Origin of the sequence: Paenibacillus nuruki, from assembly GCF_001721045.1 — a bacterium.
GTDB classification, from domain to species: domain Bacteria; phylum Bacillota; class Bacilli; order Paenibacillales; family Paenibacillaceae; genus Saccharibacillus; species Saccharibacillus nuruki.
In genome coordinates, this window is record NZ_MDER01000043.1 from 35,261 (window position 1) to 55,811 (window position 20,551).

A 20,551-nucleotide genomic window follows, 5' to 3' on the forward strand; every position below is an offset into this window, starting at 1 on the left:
ATTAAATTATGAATAGTAACTAAATATGAGGATACGAATATGTGAAATCATTACCGTATAGATGATCTATTGCATGGTGCGGTATGAAAGACCTATTGTATCGAAGGAGCCCTTAATCATGAACGTAATCAATGATGAATTTTACATGACACTAGCGCTAGATTTAGCAGAAAAGGCTCAAGGGCAGACAGATATCAATCCTGTTGTCGGTTGCGTAGTCGTCAAAGACGGCAGAATTGTCGGCATGGGAGCCCATTTACAACGTGGAACCGGACATGCTGAAGTCCATGCGCTCAATATGGCAGGAGATCAAGCAGAAGGTGCAACAGCGTATGTGACATTAGAGCCATGCAGTCATTATGGCAAAACGCCTCCTTGTAGTGATCGTCTGATCAAAGAAAAAGTGAAGAGTGTTGTGGTGGCAGCAGTAGATCCGAATCCACAGGTAGCTGGTTCAGGTATCGAAAAGCTACGCAGTCATGGGATTGAAGTGGTGACAGGAGTACTGGCTAAGCGATCAGAACGACTGAACGAAACATTTAACAAATATATTACAACAGGGCTACCTTTCGTAACGCTCAAAACAGCCAGTACGTTAGACGGTCGTCTGGCTTCTCGCACAGGGGATAGTAAATGGATATCCAATAGCGATGCTCGTACGATCGTTCATACGATGCGTCATCGTCATCAAGGCATTATGGTAGGCATTGGTACAGTATTGGCTGATGATCCTGAGCTGACCACACGTACAGAAGTGACAGGTGTTCAGCCGACTCGAATTGTGATTGACTCGCAACTTCGTATTCCTGATACCGCCAAGTTATTAAATACAGAAGTGGCTCCTACGATTATTGTCACAACATATCAAGCGAATCGAGATCGTATCCATGAACTACAAGAACGTGGAATCACAGTCATTATCTGTGGTAGCGGCCCGTATGTGGATCTTCCTTTTGCAATGAAAAAGCTTGGCGAACTGGAGATATCTTCGATTCTGTTAGAAGGTGGCGGTACGCTGAACGGTTCGATGCTTGAAGCTGGATTAATCGATCGAATCACTTTATTTTTTGCTCCCAAAATTATCGGGGGTACATTATCCACTTTTGCATTTGACGGATTTGAAAAAATGAATCAAGCAGTCACTTTAGATGAACTCGAAATAGAGACGTTAGAGGACAATGTTTATATCAGTGGATTACCACGTTATCATCACCTATAACCTTGGAGCAGATCAGCTTTATCGAAAGGAGGATATCTATCTATGTTCACCGGATTGATCGAAGAAATAGGAACACTGAGACAAAATGGACGACGTGGTGAAACGATGGTTCTGGGTATTAACGCATCACGTATTATGGACGGGCTTCAAATTGGAGACAGCGTAGCATGTAACGGGGTCTGCTTAACAGTAACCACGATTGCAGGTTCGATGTTTACAGTAGACGTAATGCCAGAGACTTATCGGTCGTCCAGTCTTAAAGAACTGACGACAGGCAGTCCGATTAATCTAGAGCGGGCGATGATCGCTAACGGACGCTTTGGAGGGCATATTGTACAAGGTCATGTCGATGGAACAGCGCATATTGAGCAGATACAGAGTAACCAGAATGCTGTGATTTTCCAGATTGAACCGACAGATCATGATTTATTTCGTTATATCATTCCTAAAGGTTCAATCACAGTCGATGGAATCAGCTTAACGGTAGTATCGGTAACCAGCACTTCGTTTACAATCTCGATTATTCCTCATACGCTTAAAGAAACAGTGCTTGCTTACCGCAAAGCAGGCGACATGGTCAATATTGAATGTGATGTGCTTGGTAAATATGTCGAACATTTATTACAGTACCAATCGAATACAGCTAATGATGCAACCCATCAGAAAAAGCCATCAATCACCAGTCAATTTTTGCAGGAAAATGGATATATGTAAGCGCTTGGCAGTATAAGCGCGAAAGAGTTCAATAAAAAAATGATTTTTGCAAAGCAAAATATCTTACAGTAAGCGCTTGGCAGTATAAGCGCGAAAGAGTTCAATAAAAAAATGATTTTTGCAAAGCAAAATATCTTACAGTAAGCGCTTGGCAGTATAAGCGCGAAAGAGTTCAATAAAAAAATGATTTTTGCAAAGCAAAATATCTTACAGCAAGCGCTTGGCAGTATAAGTACGAGAGAGTTCAAAAGGAGGTTATATCAATGAATCATGCATCTACCCACTTACATTCTATCGAAGAAGCATTAGAAGATCTGAAGCAAGGAAAAGTGATTATTGTAGTTGATGATGAAGATCGGGAAAATGAAGGCGACTTTATCGCTTTAGCTGATCGTGCGACTCCTGAAGTCATCAATTTTATGGTCACTGAAGGTCGTGGTCTGGTATGTGCTCCGATCACGAGTGAGCGTGCGACAGAGCTAGAACTGATTCCTATGGTTGCGCAAAATACCGATTATCATGGCACGGCTTTTACAGTATCTGTAGATCATATCAGTACATCTACAGGAATCTCTGCACAAGAGCGATCCATGACCGTCATCGGTCTGACCGATCCAGAAGCAACAGCATCTCATTTTCGCCGTCCAGGTCATATGTTTCCATTGATTGCGAGTGAAGGCGGTGTACGGCAACGTGCAGGACATACAGAAGCCGCTATTGATTTGGCTCGCTTATGTGATGCTCCACCTGCCGGTGTGATCTGTGAAATTATGAATACCGATGGTACGATGGCACGTTTGCCAGAATTACAGAAGATCGCAACACAACATCAGCTCAAATTGATCAGCATTCAAGCGTTAATTACCTATTTGGAACAGACATCTCCAACGCTTCATACTAACTAATTTATCGAAAAGAGGATGAACACTATGGCTAATATTTTTGAAGGACATTTAATCGCGCAGGATCTTAAATTTGGTATTGTTGTTGGACGTTTTAATGAATTTATTACGACCAAACTTCTAGGCGGAGCACTGGATGCACTCAAACGTCACGGAACCGCTGAAAATGATATTGATGTGGCATGGGTGCCAGGAGCATTTGAAATTCCTTTGATTGCACAAAAGATGGCTGAAAGTGGAAAATACGATGCAGTCATTACACTGGGTACTGTGATTCGTGGTTCTACTACCCATTATGATTATGTATGTAATGAAGTCGCCAAAGGCGTATCTGCTATTAATTTAAAAACAGGTGTACCTGTTATTTTCGGAATTGTAACGACTGAAAGTATCGAGCAAGCGATTGAACGTGCAGGAACCAAAGCAGGCAACAAAGGCTGGGATTCCGCAAATGCAGCTATCGAAATGGCGAATTTAACGAAAATGATGAAATAAGATGTACTGTATAATAATCAAATAGAAAGCAAAAAAAGGGCAGAAACAGGATTTGCCCTTTTTTTGCTGAATATATACTGTGAAAAGTGCGCGATTGAGATACAATAAGAGATGAGAATCTATTGATTAAGAGGAGTGGTCCAGTGACGACTGTACTGTACAAACTGGAAACGTTTGAAGGGCCGCTCGATTTGTTGCTTCATTTAATTGATGAATCCGAAATTAATATCCAGGATATTCCGATCAGCAAAATTACAGATCAATATCTGGAATATCTTCATAGCATGAAAGAATTGGAACTTGAAGTGACCAGTGAATTTCTAGTGATGGCAGCGACATTATTGTCGATCAAAAGCAAGTTGCTATTGCCACGTCCGCCTGTGATAGAGATGGATGATTTTGATTATTATGAGGAAGACGATCTGGACCCGCGTGCAGAGTTGGTACGCAAGCTGGTAGAATACCGTAAGTACAAGGGAATTGCGGTTCATTTACGGGAAATGGAAACCGAGCGTAGTCTGATTTTTACAAAAGAACCGGAAGACTTAACTGCTTTTATGCCGAAAGATGATGTGAATCCAGTAGAAGGACTGCACACGTTAGACTTGATGGAAGCTTTTCGCAAAGCGCTTCGTAAAGTCGTTCGTCGTACACAAGTCACAAGGATTCAGCGCGATGAGATTTCGGTCAAAGATCGGATACGTGAAGTCTCTACCCGTTTTCAAGGATTAGGTAAAGGAGAAAGCTTGTTGTTTTCCAAACTGCTACACCAGGAAATGTATCGTCATGAGATCGTGGTGACTTTTTTGGCTGTGCTGGAATTAATGAAAATGAAGCAAATTTCCTGCTACCAAAGCCGGCTTTTTGACGATATCGTGATGGAGTGGAGAGGTGAAATAAGTAACAATGAAGTCCCAGAAATTGAAGTCGATTATTGAAGGTATGTTATTTCTGGCTGGAGAAGAAGGATTGAATGCGAAGCAAATTTCAGAAGTAACCGATCAACCGGTACAAACGGTACAGATCGCTATCGAAGAATTGCAAGCTGATCTGAAGAAAGCAAGACGGGGGATTCAAGTCGTTAATATTGCAGGAGGGTATCAGTTATCAACGATACGTGCCCATGCGGAATATTATGAACGATTGGCATATTCGCCTTCCCGTTCTTCATTATCTCAAGCCGCACTTGAAACGTTATCTATCGTAGCGTATCGTCAGCCGATTACACGTATCGAGATTGAAGAGATTCGTGGTGTCAAATCAGAGCGTGCGATCTATACGTTAGTGAACAAAGATTTGATTCAAGAAACAGGGCGTGCTGAAGCGATTGGACGACCTATTTTATACGGTACAACCAAATCGTTTTTGGATTACTTTGGTCTTGGTAATATTCGTGAACTCCCTGATGCGTCTGCTTTTGAAAATGCAGATGATTTAGAAGGGGAAACACAGTTATTATTCGATCGTTTGGAAGAGAAAGTGCATAGTGAAGATATAGTAGAGCTAGAAGCATTAGGTGAAGAACTGACTGGAATTGCAGAAGATATTCTTTCAGAATCCATTTCGAGTACAGAGCAATCATCATCAAAAGAGACTACACTACCATCATCCACGTCTTCCAAAGATACATCGATCGAAGACTAAATCGTATATCCTCATAAAAGGATACGATCCGAGCAATATCATCTCATAAACGAAAAAAGCAAAAACGATTTCGAGAATATCCGAAATGGTTTTTGCTTTTTTTTGTTAGCATTTACTTTTTCAATAGCAAATAAAGAAAATAAGGAGCTCCGATTAAGGCTACAACAATCCCCGCGGGCAACCCATCAGGATCAGACAGGTTGCGACCGATCGTATCTGCAACCAGTAATAACCATCCACCGATCAGAATAGCTACAGGCACAAACAATTGATGACGTGGCCCGACAAGCGCTCTAGCGATATGAGGAGCCATCAGTCCAATAAAAGCAATACCGCCTGTTACAGATACGGCAGACGCAGCAAGCGCCACAGCAGCTAACATGAGTAAAATACGATCTTTTTGAATCGGTACACCCGCACCAATCGCAGTACCTTCATTTAGCGCTAACAGATTCAGAGAGCGACATTTATACAGTATAAAGGGAGTCAGAATAATCAGCCACGGTAATAGAGCGATGACAAACGGCCAATCGGTTCCCCATACATTGCCAGCTAACCATCTTGAAATAAAATCGACTTTTACCCGATCTACCGAGGAGATTAATACGATCATTACACCGGATAAGGCGAGAGAAAATCCAACACCTGTAATAATAAACTTCATCGGTTGCATGCCTTCTACACGATTATACGAAAATAGATAAATGAATATCGCTGTAATCAATGCCCCTAAAAAAGCCACGATAGGTAATATGTAGACAAACGTCCCCACTTCAAGCGGTGCAAATAAGAAAAATACAGTAACCCCTAGACCTGCTCCTGCATTAATCCCGATAATACCCGGATCAGCAAGTTCATTACGGGTGACTCCTTGCAATACACAACCAGACAAAGCCAGTGCCATTCCTGCAAGTAAAGTCACCAACATACGGGGTAATCGAATAGAAAAGAGTACAAACTCATCTACAAAAGTACCTTGTCCAAGCAATGTTGGAATCAGCCGATCATACGATACCGAAGAAGACCCAACACTCAAAGCTAGTACCATCGTAATCAAAATAACAACGGTGAATACAACAAGAATCATTTTTTGGTAACGGGCAGGTTGTAATTGTTTTATCATAATGATCGCACTCCTTTACGTACAATCAGTAGAAAGAAAGGTAGACCTATAATCGCGACAATCGCTGCTAATGGTGTCTCAAAAGGAGCATTGATCATGCGTGCAAATGTATCTGCAAATACCATAAATGTTGCGCCTGCAATCGCAGATAGTGGCAAAATTGTTCGATAATCGGTACCTGCAATCATACGTACCAGATGAGGAATCATTAGCCCGATAAAAGCTAGATTTCCAACCAATGCGACGGATGCACCTGCAAGTAATGTAATTAATACAAACAACACCATTTTGATCTGTTGCGTTTGCAGTCCTAATCCCACAGCAGTACTTTCATTCAAGCTAAGGATAGTGAGTTGTCTTGAACATAGAATAGCAATCACAATACAGATCACTATAACAGGTGTAATACTTTGAATCTGTCCCCATGTTGTACCGATCAATCCGCCAGATGTCCACATCGTGACACTTTTCGAAATTTTGAATTGTAGACTAACTCCTTCAGCCACAGCAGATAACAAGGCTGAAACGGCTGCTCCTGCTAGCACCATACGTAGCGGTGACATATTGCGTTTACGAATAGCGGTTAATCCAAATACGAGAAGCATACCTACCGCTGCTCCGATAAAACAAGCGATCATAATACCAAAATATCCAATCGAAGGTAAAAAAACTAAAGCGATAGCAAGTGCTGCATTCGCACCGGAACTTAATCCAAGTAACCCGGGATCAGCCAAAGGATTACGAGTTAATCCTTGCATAATCGCTCCAGCCACAGCAAGTGCTGCTCCTACCAAGACACCTGCAACTTCGCGTGGAAGACGAAGTTCACGAATAATAGAGATATCTCCACCGGTCACTTGAGGATGAAATATCGCATTCCAGATATCAGATAGTGAAATACTTTTAGCACCCACCATAATAGCGACGACGAACACAACAACAAATAACAATATCATCAGTACCAATTTGATAAGAAAAGAACGGAAATGTTTTGCAGTCATATCATTTTTCATTATACGGATCGTTTCCTTCTCTGTATTTAGAAAAGAAGGAACGCTAGGCGCCCCTTCTTTTCATTTTTAATTTAGATTTAAGACTGACCTAGCAACGATTTCGTAATAAAGTCTAACTGATAATCTAAAGATGCCGCATCATTGAAATAGAATCCACGTGCATCGACTTCAAATACATGTTTGTTTTTAACCGCAGGAATATTTTTGTACGTATCTGTATTCTGGAATGAAGCATCTACACTTGGATCTTTACTATAGAATACATAATCGCCTAGATATTCAGGTAATACTTCAAGCGATAGATCATAATATCCTTTTTCAGAGGTCATTTCTTTCACTTTATCAGGCATTTTGAGACCCATTGCTTGATAAATGATCTCAGTACCACGTCCCCAAGCACTACCGAATATATAGAGTTGCTTGGAATCGCCTTCCATCACGGTTACAGTAGCATCATCGCCAATTTTAGCTTTGATTTCTGTACCTGCTTTTTGTGCACGTTCTTTAAAATCAGCGATCCATGCAGCGCCTTTATCTGCTTGGTTCACCGCTTTAGCGATTTCTTCAACCTGTTTCAAATAATCGACTTTGTTATACGTATAAGCAACAACTGGAGCAATTTTTTTTAATTTATCCATGTTTTTAGTATCGCTTGCAGCAATAATCAAATCAGGTTTGAGTTCAATCATTTTTTCTATATTTTCATCTGATACTTCAGCGACATCTTTTAATTGTTCTGCAAAGTTAGGATCAGCTTTGGTCCATGAATCCACACCAACCAGTGGAACACCAAGAGCAATTAAGTTGCCTGCATAACCTGCTAAAGCAATAACACGTTGTGGGTTAGCTGGAACTTCTACAGGGCCTGTCTCAGATTGATATGTAATGGTACCTGTAGCTGCTGGAGTAGAAGTGCTTGCTTCTGAAGAACTTGTATTGCCTGTAGTTGCCTGCTTTTCCGACGTATTACCACATGCGCTTAATACCAACACAATCACCATCATTAATGGTAACAACAATTTTTTCATACGTTAATTCCCCTTTTAGATAGAATGAAATTGATAATCATTATCATACAATGACTCTCAAACTTTAAATCCAAGCGTTTTTTTTGTCAATATTTATTTTAAATATGATCCTAAAATAACGCTTAAATATGGTAAATACTACAGATGAAATACAGATAGCGAAATAGATTGGATAAGCTAGTATATAAAATAGCAAAACGGTGTATTCTATTGCAAACTGCCGTATTTAGTAATGAAATACCGCAACATAGACGTTATAGCATATCAGCCGATTTGCTTCTTAAATCTAGTCGTAGTAAGGTGTACTCATAACCTAATATTGGAAGGATGAATTTGTCTTATGACTAATTTGCAAGCGCTACAATTTCGTCAATCATTAAAGCAATGGACTTTCAAAGCTATCGATGAATCAGAGTGGTTACCAGCTACTGTGCCAGGGACAGTGCATACTGATTTATTAGATAATGGTAAAATTTCGAACCCTTTTTATGGTACCAATGAGAAAGACGTGCAATGGATTGATAAAAAGGACTGGGAGTACATAACAACAATTGATGTGGAAGAAAATGTGATGAATCATTCGCATATTGAACTTGTTTTTGCAGGTCTGGACACCTATGCAGAAGTATATGTAAATGAACAACATGTATTGTCAGCCGATAATATGTTCCGTACATGGCGTGCAGATGTGAAGCCTTACATCCAATTAGGTGCCAATCATATTCGTATTCATTTCCGTTCCCCGATTATGGAAGACTTACCGAAGCTTGAAGCTTTAGGTTACGGATTACCGGCAACCAATGATCAATCTGAAGTCGGCGAGCTAGGAGACAAAAGAGTTAGCGTTTTTGCTCGTAAAGCGCCTTATCATTATGGATGGGATTGGGGTCCACGTTTTGTTACGAGTGGAATCTGGCGTGAAGCCGAATTAGTGGCATGGTCAGATGTGCGTATCGAAAATGTATATATTCGTCAAAATCAAGTGCATGCTGAATCTGCTGATCTAACAGCAGTGGTGCAAATTTATTCCGAACAAGAACGTCAGGTTAATTTGCGTGTCTATGCTGACGGACAAAATTGGGAGCAGATTGTAACTTTGGCTGAAGGCACAGATGCTGTACAGATTCCTTTAACGTTAAATAATCCTAAATTGTGGTGGTCTAGAGGACTCGGCGATGCTTATCTGTATACGTTTACAGTAGAAGTGTTAGAGCAGAATCAGACACTAGCTGTCAAATCAGAACGCACAGGTATTCGCGCTATTCGTCTGGTTACCGAACCACATCCTGATTATCCAGGAACTTCGTTTTATTTTGAACTGAACGGTGTACCGGTATTTGCCAAAGGAGCTAACCATATTCCAAATGACAGCTTTTCACCACGAGTGACATTAGAGCGCTATCGTCATGAGATTGTGACTGCTGTGGAATCGAATATGAATATGCTTCGTGTATGGGGCGGCGGTATTTATGAAAATGATGAGTTTTATGACCTCTGTGATGAGTACGGTATTCTGGTATGGCAAGACTTTATGTTTGCTTGTAGTATGTACCCGGGGGATGAAGAGTTCTTAGATAGTGTGCAAGCAGAAGCAGAAGATAATATTCGTCGTCTACGCAATCATCCAAGTATTGTGCTTTGGTGTGGTAATAATGAGATTGATTCAGCTTGGTCTCAATATGTTGAAGATGGCGGTTGGGGTTGGAAAAAAGATTATAATGCAGAACAACGTACTCAAATCTGGGCAGATTATGAAGCACTGTTCCATGAGTTATTACCAGAAGTCGTGCAAACCGAACATCCAGGGATCTCGTATTGGCCTTCTTCACCTATAGTTGCAGTGACAAATAACGAAAAACAGCATACCCATGGTATTACAGATTCTGGAGATATTCATTATTGGGGAGTATGGCATAACAGCGAACCATTTGAGCGGTACAATACGTATATTGGACGCTTTATGAGTGAGTACGGTTTTCAATCGTTCCCAGAGTACAAGTCTGTTCGTACGTATGCTGAAGAATCAGATTTGGAATTGGAATCTGAAGTAATGCTACGTCATCAGAAAAATGGTGCAGGTAATCGACTAATCAAAGAATATATGGATAAATATTTACCAGCACCTAAAGATTTCCCTTCCTTCTTATATATGAGTCAAGTTCTGCAAGCCGAAGCGATGAAAACAGCGATTGAAGCTCACCGTCGTCGTAAACCTTATTGCATGGGAACATTATACTGGCAAATGAATGATTGCTGGCCTGTAGCATCATGGTCAAGTATGGATTACTATGGTCGCTGGAAAGCAGTTCAATATTATGCCAAACGTAGCTTTGAAGATATTTTGATCTCGATTGATCAATCGGTCTCAGGCAAAGTTGATATTCATCTAGTTTCGGATCTAATTGCACCCAAGTCACTCACTGTACGCGTGAAAGTACTTGGACTGGATGGAACGTTGTACAAAGAAATGCCGCAATCTCTTACACTTGCAGGTGGAGAAGCGATCAAAGTATTGTCTGTGACGACAGAACAGTTACTTGGAGATGTTCATCCAGCTGAAGCAATACTGGTAGCCGAATTGGAGCATGAAGATCAATTGATTCATACAGAGATCGCTTACTTTGTGTCTGCGCCTGAGCTAGCATTGCAACAGCCACATCTTCAGATCGTAGAAACAGAAGTCGATGGTGTGGTTGCCTATCAATTGACTACTGATGTATTAGCACGTCAGGTCTGGTTATCTAGCGAAAATGAAGGAATCTTTAGTGATAACTTCTTTGATCTGATTCCTGGCGTGACGAAGATTGTTCAATTCAAGAAGTTACAGACACTACAAGAAGTGGAAGAAGCCGCTCATAGCCATGTGGAGTCTAATATTGTGCAGAAACCTGTACCTCATTTACCTCATTTTGTTCCTGCAAAGCCAGAAGGTTTGCAGATTCAATCGATGGCAGATTTTATTCATCTTTCATAAGAAGCGATCTATATGGATTGAATCGACAGTTTTCCTTTTAAATATATCCTTTCAAAATCACATGAAACTCCCTAAAATCACAATAAACTTGGGGAGTGTCTTGTGATTTTGTGCATAGATGAGTATCATTAGTGTGAGGTGAATTAACTATTATGGAACGATTGCAAAAAATATTAGCACAAGCAGGTATAGCTTCCCGACGCAAATGTGAAGAGTTAATTGTTGCGGGTAAGGTAACTCTGAACGGCGAAGTAGTAACTGAGCTTGGAACCAAAGCAGATCCAACAGTGGATGAGATTATTGTCAACGGACGATCAATTGCTGCGGAGAAAAAAGTATACATTATGTTCAACAAACCTAAAGGTGTAATTACAAGTGCTTCTGATCCAGAAGGACGTAAAATTGTAGGCGATTATCTTAAAGGTGTTCGTGAGCGTGTATATCCTGTAGGACGACTGGATTATGATTCAGAAGGTCTTTTGATTTTGACCAATGATGGGGAATTAGCTAATCGCTTAACTCATCCAAGACATCATGTACCCAAAACGTATCATGTAACCGTAGAAGGCGTACCACACGGTACAGCACTAGAGAAGTTCCGCCAAGGGATTCAATTGGAAGACGGTATGACTCAACCTGCTGAAGCAGATTATTATGATATCGATACAGAGAAGAAACAAGCTACGATACGTGTAACGATTCATGAAGGTAGAAACCGTCAGATTCGTCGTATGTTTGAAGCGTTATCTCATAAAGTAGTGCGTTTGAAACGTATTTCTTTTGGCGAGTTACTGATCGGTAATTTGAAGCGTGGTCTTTATCGCCATTTGACCAAAGAAGAAATTGATAAGCTAAAAAGCAGCGGTAAAGCATAACATAGAGATCATTTATATCCATTGATGACAGCTAGGAGGCTTTAGTGAATGAGTGACCAGATGAATCGCATTTTAGTAGTAGATGACGAAGAACGTATTCGCCGTTTACTACGCATGTATTTGGAAAAAGAAGGTTATGAAATTGATGAAGCGGAAGATGGTGAAGCCGCTCTACGCAAAGCAGTCGCAGAAGATTACGGATTAATTATGCTTGATTTGATGCTTCCTGGTATAGATGGTATCGAAGTATGTAGTCGTTTACGCCAAGTGAAATCAACACCGGTATTGATGCTAACCGCCAAAGGCGAAGAAGTGAACCGTGTGCAAGGATTTGAAGTCGGTGCAGATGATTATGTGGTCAAACCATTTAGCCCGCGCGAAGTGATCTATCGGGTCAAAGCGATTATGCGTCGTTCTTCAGCAACCGCTTATCTGTCTCAAGAAAACAATTCAAGTAATAATATTGTATTCCCGAATTTGATTATTGAGCATGATGCGCATCGTGTCACTGCAAGTGGGCATGAGATTAGCTTGACTCCGAAAGAATACGAATTGCTACATTTTCTAGCGGTATCACCGGATAAAGTCTTTTCACGTGAAGAATTGCTCAAAGATGTCTGGAATTATGAATTTTTTGGTGATTTGCGTACTGTAGATACCCATGTAAAACGGTTGCGTGAAAAACTAAATAAAGTATCACCTGAATCAGCCGCAATGATCACTACGGTATGGGGCGTTGGTTACAAGTTAGAGGTTCCAAAGTAAGTGGACTTCTGGAGAACGCTTGTCGGTAAGTTGTGGCTGACGATTAGCGCATTAGTGGCTTGTGTACTTTTAACACTTGGTTTATTTTTGTTGCCTTATATTGATAGCACATTTACCAATTCCGGTTCAATCAAGCGTTTATTTACTTATGTTTCTATCGTAGGATTCTCGATGACTACCTTTTTCGCTCTTTTTTTATTGACCAAAATTACACAACCGATGCAGCAATTAATTCAAGCCGCAGACGGGATTCGCAAAGGAAAGTACAATACACGTGTTTCTTTGCAAACCAGTGATGAAATTGGGCAATTAGCGAGCGCCTTTAATCATATGGCAGAAGAATTGGAAAAGAATATTCAGAATTTACAACTGGAAAAAGAACAAATGGCAAGTATACTCCGCAGTATGGGAGATGCTGTGATTACATTCGATAAATCTGGGAATATGATTCTGCATAATCCACCAGGCGAAATGATTATGGATACATGGCACAAAGCAGGCTGGGAACGTCAAGAACAAGATGGAATCACAGCTGATACCAAAGTGCCCGAACCACTATATCCGATGTTCCAGAGTGTGATAAGTGAACGTCAGGATCAAAGTTCGAATATCCATGTCAAACAACAAGTCTGGTCTGTTAATATGGCTCCGTTGTACTCAGGAGATGATGTACGTGGAACGGTATCTGTGCTTCGTAATGTAACGGATGAAGTGAAAGCAGAGAAGATGCGACGTGATTTTGTCGCTAATGTTTCTCATGAGATTCGTACACCATTACAGATGATTCAAGGTTATAGTGAAGCATTGCTTGATGGGATGGCAACATCCAAAGAAGAAAGCGATGAATTGGTGCAGGTCATTTACGATGAATCTCTACGTATGGGGAGATTGGTGCAAGATCTATTAGATCTAGCGCGTATGGAAGCCGGACATATTGATATGAACTTCGATCAGATTGATCTGAATGAATTGATGGATCGAGTATATCGTAAATTTACAGTGCGAGCCAAAGAACGAGAGCTCAAGCTGAACTTTGTACGGGACGATTCTCTACAGTTGTATGCAGATGTTGATCGGTTAGAGCAGATCTTCACCAACTTGCTAGATAATGCTTTTCGTCATACTTCTGCCGGTGGCATCATTACAGTAACTGCTCATAAAGAAAAAGAAGTGATTCGTGTCGTATTCCAAGATACAGGTGCAGGGATACCGATTGATGATCTTCCTTTTATTTTTGAACGCTTTTACAAAGCAGACAAAGCTCGTGTACGCGGCGAAGCTGGCGGTACAGGTCTAGGTCTTGCGATTGTACGTAATATCGTAGAAGCCCATCATGGAAGTATTACAGCGGATAGTATATTAGGTAAAGGTACTGAATTTACATTATTACTTCCGATTAAGCATCCTGATGAAGTCTAATCAGATTTGATTTTGAGTATCATCCCCTCCCAGTAGACAGTGAAAAAAGAGATATTATTCAATGATCTCAACGCTGAAAGCTAGAAGGGGATTTTTTGTATATACAAAACAAGCACTGTTTAAGATAATGGACAAAATAAAAAAGCTGCTCGATACAATAATATCTTGTATCAAGCAGCTTTCTTTTATTTAGACTATAAATTATACCAATACCACTTCTTGTGCTTTGTTCAAGTTAGGTAAGTCGACAAGTGCAGATAATACATCTTTGTTAACATCTTTATCTACCGTCAAGATCATAATTGCTTCGCCGCCTTCTTGCTTACGTCCTACTTGCATGGATGCAATATTGACATCTTTTTGACCGAGTAGTGAACCCACATTACCGATAATACCTGGCTTATCGGTATGAGAGATAAGAATTTGGTGACCGCTTGGCAATACATCGACAGAATAATCATTAATACGCACGATGCGCTCGCCATAACCAGCTAACAATGTACCGGCAACACGAGGTTCTTCGCCATTTTGTCCTTTTAGGCTCACCGTAATCAAGTTCGTAAAGCCTTTCGTCGATGGAGCACTTGTAATGATCACGTTAAGATCTCGTACTTTAGCAAGGTGCATCGAGTTCACGATATTTGCTTCGTCTCCCATATGACGGGAAAGAATACCTTTTAGAATATAACGAGTCAACGGTTGAGTATCGACTTCAGATAGGTCACCTGCATAATCAATGCGGATTTCTTGAATCGCTTGTGTTGCCATTTGAGCCGCAAAGCTACCTAATTTCTCACCGAGGGAGAAGTAAGGTTGCAGTTTGTTCATCACACTTGCTGCGACTGGAGGCATGTTAACAGCATTTTTGAAAGGCTCATCACGCAAAATGTGCAATACTTGCTCAGATACATCAATCGCTACATTTTCCTGTGCTTCAATCGTAGATGCACCTAAATGCGGAGTTACGATAATTTGCGGATGGCTCAAAAATGGATGATCGGCTTGAGGAGGTTCACTTTCAAATACGTCAAAAGCAGCACCAGCTACAATACCTTCATTCACAGCTGTAATTAAAGCTGTCTCATCAATAACCCCACCACGTGCACAGTTAATAATACGCATGCCTTTTTTCATGACCTGGAATTGAGCAGTAGAGATCATATGTTTTGTTTCTGGCGTTAACGGTGTATGTACCGTCATAAAATCAGCATTGCGGATAATTTCGTCTACACTTGCGAGTGTTACACCCATTTTATCTGCACGTTCTTGCGTTAAGAATGGATCGTATCCCAAAATTTCCATCCCGAATGCTTTGGCACGCTTCGCCACTTCGCTACCGATGCGACCCATACCGAGTACACCTAACGTTTTGTTACGAAGTTCAACACCGAGGAAAGATTTACGATCCCAAGTACCGCCGATAGTTTTGGCATATGCTTGAGGAATATGACGAGCTAGAGCCATCATCATTGCAAAAGTATGTTCACAGGTAGTGATTGTATTACCGTCTGGTGCATTGATAACAATGATACCGCGTTCTGTTGCAGCATTCAGATCAATATTGTCTACGCCTACACCTGCACGTCCAACGACTTTGAGCTTGGTGGCAGCGTCCATTATTTTTTTAGTGACAGTTGTTTGACTACGTACAAGTAAAGCATCGTAGTCGCCAATAATAGCCACTAATTCATCTTCGCTAAGTCCAGTCTGCTTATCCACAATAATATCTTGAGCGTCTACCAATTGCTGAATTCCTAGATCACTAATCGGGTCTGATACCAATACCTTAAACATAATTTCTTTCCTCCTCCAAAATGGTCAGTCTCTGTACAATCGTTATTTGTCATTTATATAAACACTCGCATCTGCTGTCAGCGCTGAAAACAGCTATGCTATGCTAATATCTATCGTACACATTCTTTTTGGCGAGTTCAATGAGTGAACGCACTACCGCATGAAAGTGAAAATCATACAAAAAAAGCACCCATCCGCACACTACTACTGTAGCAAAGGGACGAGAGCTGTCGTGGTACCACCCTAATTCGCTGTTCTTTCACAAGAATCAGCCTTATGGTCAATGTATTGACCGGATCGCTAACGGGATCAACCGACTGTACCTACTTGAGTTCAATACAGTGACTCAGGATCGCTCAAAGATAACATTTGGTTTACCGATTTGCACCAACCATCGGCTCTCTGAAAACCATCATGTACCTTTTTTCCTTCATAGACGTTAGAATCATTTAATTTTTCATAATGTAACATGGGTTACATATCATGTCAATACAGCAAAGTGAGAAAGTCATAACAAAAGTCCAAAATGAATTTTATCTGAAACGACAAATGTATTCAAACGTAAAGATGTGAGATAATACAATCGTAAATAATTAGGAGCAGAGATAGAAGCTTGTATCCGATAAAATGATATAATAGACAGATACACTATTTTACGTAGCTAAAGGATTGTGATTATGAAAAAAAGCAAGTTTCGTTCATTTAAGATCAAACGAGTACAACCTGAACAATTAACCGATAAATTATTATTGATTAATTTGTATTTAACTCAAGGATTAACACTACTTGTGGGACTGATATGGATATGGTTACAAGGTCGTAATCCATTTACATTGTTAAAGTTACCACAAGAGCTTACATTTATTTTTTGGGGATTAGGACTTGCAGCGCTAATGCTAATTGTTGATCTGTTTATTTCCAAAGTCGTGCCTGAAAATAGTATGGACGATGGCGGAATTAACGAAATGATCTTCAAAAATCGTCCAATCTGGCATATTATTATCATTACACTACTGGTAGGGGTCTGCGAAGAGATTTTGTTTCGGGGAGCTATTCAATATGCAGTAGGTCCTTATTGGACTAGCATTATATTTGCAGCTATTCATTTCCGTTATCTACGACATTGGATTCCTACAGCTTGGGTATTCGTCAGTAGCTACGCACTTGGGTATATATATATTGAATCCGGAACATTGTGGGCACCTATATTATGTCACTTTGCGATTGACCTGATATCCGGTCTAATTATTTCATTGCGGAGGGAAAAATGAGCGAGCGCCTAAGTAGGTTAGAACGTTATAGTAATACAGCAACAACACGAGAAACAAAACAATCCAGTAGAGTAGCCAAATACAGTAGTGGCGAAGAAGGACTTCTTACAGGAGGCCGTATTCGTTTACCAGCAGGTCGTAAAAAGAATGCTGCACATACCGTTCGTAGAGCTGTAAATGAACAAGGGGTATTGACGCGATCTAGAACAGGCGAAGTTAGCGAAACCGATGAAGAAGAGAACGAAAAAGATAAAGAATATGTACCTCGAAGTACAATTTATCCATCTCGCAAAATCAAAATTGCTAAGTTTTTTTATGGTTATCTTATTTTCTTGTTTGTTGCCTTGACGATTATGTTGTTATGGTGGGGGATTAAGCTATCTGGATTTATGCCGAATTGGTATTGGCTTCAGAATTTAGCAGGTCGTTCCGGTTTATAACTTCATGAATGTTGAACACATCAATTCATCCAACAAAAAAAGCAAGGGTCACAGTTATTACACTGTAACTCTTGCTTTTTCATTATTCGCTCAAAAGAATGATATTAACGCGCTTTAGGCTCAATCGCATTCGGATCAACAAAAGTATATCCTTTAGCTTCAAGTTTGGTTAATAGTTCATCCAATGCTTCGACAGTCCATGGCAATTCATGCATCAAAATAATACTGCCTGAATGTAATTGATCCATTACGTTAGAAATCACAGCATCTGGATCTTTTTGATTTACCCAGTCCAGTGAACCTACAGACCAGTTCATATACAGCATATTATGTTTTTTCGCTAAGGCATGCACAGTATCATTGGTAGCACCATTTGGAGCACGAAGGAAGCGCGGTGATTCATCAATTGTATCTTCGATCAGCTTCTGAGTGTCCTCGATTTGTTGAGTAACTTTGGCTTTGGATTCATGTTTGAGCACGATATGATCTTGTGTGTGATTACCGATAATTCCACCACGATCATGAATCAATTTCAGCAATTCAGGATGAGTTTTGATTCGATAGCCGTTAACGAAGAAAATCGCTTTAGCATTATGTTTGTCTAACGTATCCATCATGCTGTCGATCATTTTTTTCTCTTTCGGACCATCATCGAAAGTTAAAAGAATCACTTTTTTAGGCGTTTCTTTTGATTCTTTGTTAGGTACGATATCATAATTTTTGTTCATATGATATGTATATTCAGCAGGAGCTGTAGCTTCGCTGTCTTTGGCAGATGTACTTTCAGAAGATTGTCCAGTTGTCGTTCCTTCTGTAGAAGTCGCAGGAGTTGCCGGAGTCTCTGATGTAGCTGTCTCGCTACTTTCAGGTGTTGTTGCCGTTGGAGTGCTAGTATTACTTTGTTCTGTGCTTGTGGTAGGTGTTTCTGTAGTATTTGCCGGTGCTTGATTGCTACAAGCAGACAATATAATCACAGATAACAACAACCAACTTGCTGTTTTTTTAAACATACATTCACGCTCTTTTCTGTCTGAATTGTGAGAAAATAACATCATTAAAAACACGGTGGTGCAAAATACCGCATATGTAAATTAAATCCTTAAACCCTGTGCAAGGTCAACCACAAATATAAAACAATAAGTTACAATCTAGCTATAAATAGGACAAGACCTAAAAAGCACAAACTATTCTTTAAACAAAATAGGTAGTCGCTGAAACATTTTTGAGACAAAATAGTCTACCCTATGTATTATTCGTAATCAAGCGTTTTAGTGCGTGCATTTAAGGATAATAAATGGTAACATACCTAATATAGCATTGCTATATTTATCATCGATATGAATAGGCAGTGACATAACCTATACTAATATAGCGGTTATGACCTATGTTTTCCAAGGGGGATCCTATTATGAAAATAGAACGATTGAGCTCAGACAAAATACGGATTTTCCTTACGTTTGATGATCTCACTGAGCGTGGAATTCAAAAAGAAGACATGTGGCAGGAAATTCCTAAAGTCCATGATCTTTTTACGGAAATGATGGATCAAGCTTATAGCGAGCTTGGATTTGATGCTACCGGTCCGCTTGCAGTGGAAGTATTTGCACTTCCTGCACAAGGAATGGTTGTTATCGTGACGCGTGGCAAGTATGACCAACACTTGGGCACGATCAATGAAGAAGATATGGCTGACGAAATATATGAAATGGAAGTTACGCTTGAAGAAACTGATTTTATAGCGTACTCTTTCAAAGATTTTGAAGTTCTTATTGAAGCAGCTCATACTCTCTCCAAAAATGTCACTGAAGCCGGACGGCTGTACCATTATAAAGATAAATGGATTTTGACGATGGATCCAGCTGATGTAGATCTAACAAAACACGCTGCATTGATCGCTGTATTGGCTGAGTTTGGTGATACAACATCATTAACAGAAGCTGTTTTAGAAGAATACGGCAAAGTCGTCATGGCTGAAAATGCAATCGCAACAATCTGTGAACATTTTGATCGTAACGACTAAGCCTTATATAAAGGCACTTCAGGTATATCCTTCGTATGTATAGCGTGAACCGACCGGAAGGAGTTCCTAATCGTATCAGCATTTGGCACAACGTCGGACGGGGTTTACGCAAGAATGGAGGGAGAATATCGAGTGTCTTTATTTTCGATCATGATGGCAGCAATAGCTCCGGGTATTGCTCTGTTGATCTATTTTTACCTCAAGGACAGATATGAACCAGAACCACTCCATTTGGTGATCAAATTTTTTTTCTTGGGCGTAGCTATCGTATTTCCGCTTATGATCATACAACGGACTATGGTGCTTGGACTCGGCGATAGTCCTTATGTATTTTCATTTTTAACGTCAGCAGGAGTCGAAGAATTCGCCAAATGGTTTATTATCTATCATATTTTGTATAACCATACAGAGTTCGATGAACCTTATGATGGAATACTCTATACTGTCGCACTATCACTTGGTTTTGCGACATTAGAAAATGTACTATATGCCTTATACAATTCCATGTCAGTGATGTCTTTACTATTAAGAGGATTACTTCCTGTTTCCGGACATGCTTTATTTGGAGTGATTATGGGCGATTATATCGGCAAAGCCAAATTTACGACAACAAAGCGTAAACGTAATATATTCCTTGCTTTAGGATTAATACTTCCTATTTTCTGGCATGGATTATATGATTTGATTTTGCATATGATGAGCCAATATTGGTTATGGTACATTATTCCGTTGATGATCGTTCTCTGGTATGGAGGAATGAGTAAGATCACAAGAGCAAGTAACCGTTCACCTTTCCGCTTTATCAAACGTGAGGAAGAAGTTAACTTGTAGTATTTTCATAAAAAGTAATCAATC

The 20,551-nt window shown here is 40.1% G+C and carries 19 protein-coding genes and 1 other annotated feature; of the genes, 14 read left to right on the forward strand and 5 right to left on the reverse strand.

The annotated features are described in order from the left end of the window. The first annotated feature begins 118 nt into the window (after positions 1–118). The 6 genes from ribD (at position 119) to scpB (ending at position 4,974) form a co-directional block, all read left to right on the forward strand. A complete protein-coding gene (gene ribD / locus PTI45_RS12300; protein WP_069327885.1) occupies positions 119–1,219 on the forward strand; it encodes a bifunctional diaminohydroxyphosphoribosylaminopyrimidine deaminase/5-amino-6-(5-phosphoribosylamino)uracil reductase RibD in 1,101 nt (366 codons plus the stop codon). Positions 1,220–1,261: 42 nt separating this feature from the next. Next, positions 1,262–1,933, forward strand: coding sequence for a riboflavin synthase (gene ribE / locus PTI45_RS12305; protein WP_069327886.1), 672 nt, complete (start codon positions 1,262–1,264; stop codon positions 1,931–1,933). 263 nt (positions 1,934–2,196) lie between these two features. Then, entirely contained in the window at positions 2,197–2,838 is a 642-nt protein-coding gene (ribB, locus tag PTI45_RS12310; RefSeq protein WP_083243508.1) for a 3,4-dihydroxy-2-butanone-4-phosphate synthase, read from the forward strand. A gap of 24 nt (positions 2,839–2,862) precedes the next feature. Beyond that, entirely contained in the window at positions 2,863–3,330 is a 468-nt protein-coding gene (gene ribH / locus PTI45_RS12315; protein WP_069327887.1) for a 6,7-dimethyl-8-ribityllumazine synthase, read from the forward strand. A gap of 143 nt (positions 3,331–3,473) precedes the next feature. Further along, positions 3,474–4,268 carry a segregation and condensation protein A gene (locus PTI45_RS12320; protein ID WP_069327888.1) on the forward strand — a complete coding sequence of 265 codons (795 nt, stop codon included), beginning with the start codon at positions 3,474–3,476 and terminating at the stop codon, positions 4,266–4,268. Then, positions 4,237–4,974 (forward strand): SMC-Scp complex subunit ScpB, encoded by a 738-nt coding sequence (gene scpB / locus PTI45_RS12325; RefSeq protein ID WP_083243509.1) that lies wholly within the window; start codon positions 4,237–4,239, stop codon positions 4,972–4,974. Before PTI45_RS12320 ends, scpB begins: the two co-directional genes overlap by 32 nt. Before the next feature lie 112 nt (positions 4,975–5,086). Here scpB and PTI45_RS12330 read toward each other — a convergent pair whose 3' ends face one another. The 3 genes from PTI45_RS12330 to PTI45_RS12340 all read right to left on the reverse strand — a co-directional run bounded on the left by PTI45_RS12330 (position 5,087) and on the right by PTI45_RS12340 (position 8,138). After that, positions 5,087–6,097 (reverse strand): FecCD family ABC transporter permease, encoded by a 1,011-nt coding sequence (locus tag PTI45_RS12330; protein WP_139129248.1) that lies wholly within the window; start codon positions 6,095–6,097, stop codon positions 5,087–5,089. Then, on the reverse strand, positions 6,094–7,110 hold the full coding sequence (locus PTI45_RS12335) for a FecCD family ABC transporter permease (protein WP_069327889.1): 1,017 nt from the start codon (positions 7,108–7,110) through the stop codon (positions 6,094–6,096). The genes PTI45_RS12330 and PTI45_RS12335 overlap by 4 nt, the downstream gene beginning before the upstream one ends. Before the next feature lie 77 nt (positions 7,111–7,187). Further along, positions 7,188–8,138, reverse strand: a complete 951-nt coding sequence (locus PTI45_RS12340; RefSeq protein ID WP_069327890.1) for an iron-hydroxamate ABC transporter substrate-binding protein — start codon at positions 8,136–8,138, stop codon at positions 7,188–7,190. Positions 8,139–8,478: 340 nt separating this feature from the next. Between PTI45_RS12340 and PTI45_RS12345 the strand changes: the two genes are divergently transcribed. From PTI45_RS12345 to PTI45_RS12360, 4 genes are all read left to right on the forward strand, one after another. Beyond that, positions 8,479–11,112 (forward strand): beta-mannosidase, encoded by a 2,634-nt coding sequence (locus PTI45_RS12345; RefSeq protein WP_069327891.1) that lies wholly within the window; start codon positions 8,479–8,481, stop codon positions 11,110–11,112. Positions 11,113–11,264: 152 nt separating this feature from the next. Continuing rightward, positions 11,265–11,987, forward strand: coding sequence for a pseudouridine synthase (locus PTI45_RS12350; RefSeq protein WP_069327892.1), 723 nt, complete (start codon positions 11,265–11,267; stop codon positions 11,985–11,987). A gap of 48 nt (positions 11,988–12,035) precedes the next feature. Further along, positions 12,036–12,752: a response regulator transcription factor gene (locus tag PTI45_RS12355; protein WP_069327893.1), complete on the forward strand. Its 717-nt coding sequence runs from the start codon at positions 12,036–12,038 to the stop codon at positions 12,750–12,752. Next, positions 12,753–14,171 (forward strand): HAMP domain-containing sensor histidine kinase, encoded by a 1,419-nt coding sequence (locus tag PTI45_RS12360; RefSeq protein ID WP_069327894.1) that lies wholly within the window; start codon positions 12,753–12,755, stop codon positions 14,169–14,171. It abuts the gene before it with no gap. A gap of 201 nt (positions 14,172–14,372) precedes the next feature. Here the strand turns inward: PTI45_RS12360 and serA are convergent, their stop codons facing one another. After that, complete coding sequence (gene serA, locus PTI45_RS12365) at positions 14,373–15,965, reverse strand: phosphoglycerate dehydrogenase (RefSeq protein WP_069327895.1); 1,593 nt, start codon at positions 15,963–15,965, stop codon at positions 14,373–14,375. Positions 15,966–16,178: 213 nt separating this feature from the next. Then, positions 16,179–16,408: a binding site (T-box leader), on the reverse strand. A 234-nt stretch (positions 16,409–16,642) separates the two neighbouring features. Between serA and PTI45_RS12370 the strand changes: the two genes are divergently transcribed. After that, complete coding sequence (locus tag PTI45_RS12370) at positions 16,643–17,236, forward strand: type II CAAX endopeptidase family protein (RefSeq protein WP_069327896.1); 594 nt, start codon at positions 16,643–16,645, stop codon at positions 17,234–17,236. Then, positions 17,233–17,676: a hypothetical protein gene (locus PTI45_RS12375; RefSeq protein ID WP_069327897.1), complete on the forward strand. Its 444-nt coding sequence runs from the start codon at positions 17,233–17,235 to the stop codon at positions 17,674–17,676. Before PTI45_RS12370 ends, PTI45_RS12375 begins: the two co-directional genes overlap by 4 nt. Positions 17,677–17,780: 104 nt before the next feature. Here the strand turns inward: PTI45_RS12375 and PTI45_RS12380 are convergent, their stop codons facing one another. Then, positions 17,781–18,686 carry a polysaccharide deacetylase family protein gene (locus PTI45_RS12380; protein WP_069327898.1) on the reverse strand — a complete coding sequence of 302 codons (906 nt, stop codon included), beginning with the start codon at positions 18,684–18,686 and terminating at the stop codon, positions 17,781–17,783. A 398-nt stretch (positions 18,687–19,084) separates the two neighbouring features. Here PTI45_RS12380 and PTI45_RS12385 point away from each other — a divergent pair, with 398 nt between their 5' ends. Together PTI45_RS12385 and prsW are read left to right on the forward strand one after the other, a co-directional pair. Then, the gene (locus tag PTI45_RS12385) at positions 19,085–19,696 is read left to right on the forward strand and encodes a genetic competence negative regulator (protein WP_069327899.1); all 612 of its coding nucleotides are present in this window, start codon (positions 19,085–19,087) and stop codon (positions 19,694–19,696) included. Between the two features lie 132 nt (positions 19,697–19,828). After that, the gene (prsW, locus tag PTI45_RS12390; protein ID WP_069327900.1) at positions 19,829–20,527 is read left to right on the forward strand and encodes a glutamic-type intramembrane protease PrsW; all 699 of its coding nucleotides are present in this window, start codon (positions 19,829–19,831) and stop codon (positions 20,525–20,527) included. Positions 20,528–20,551: the final 24 nt, after the last annotated feature.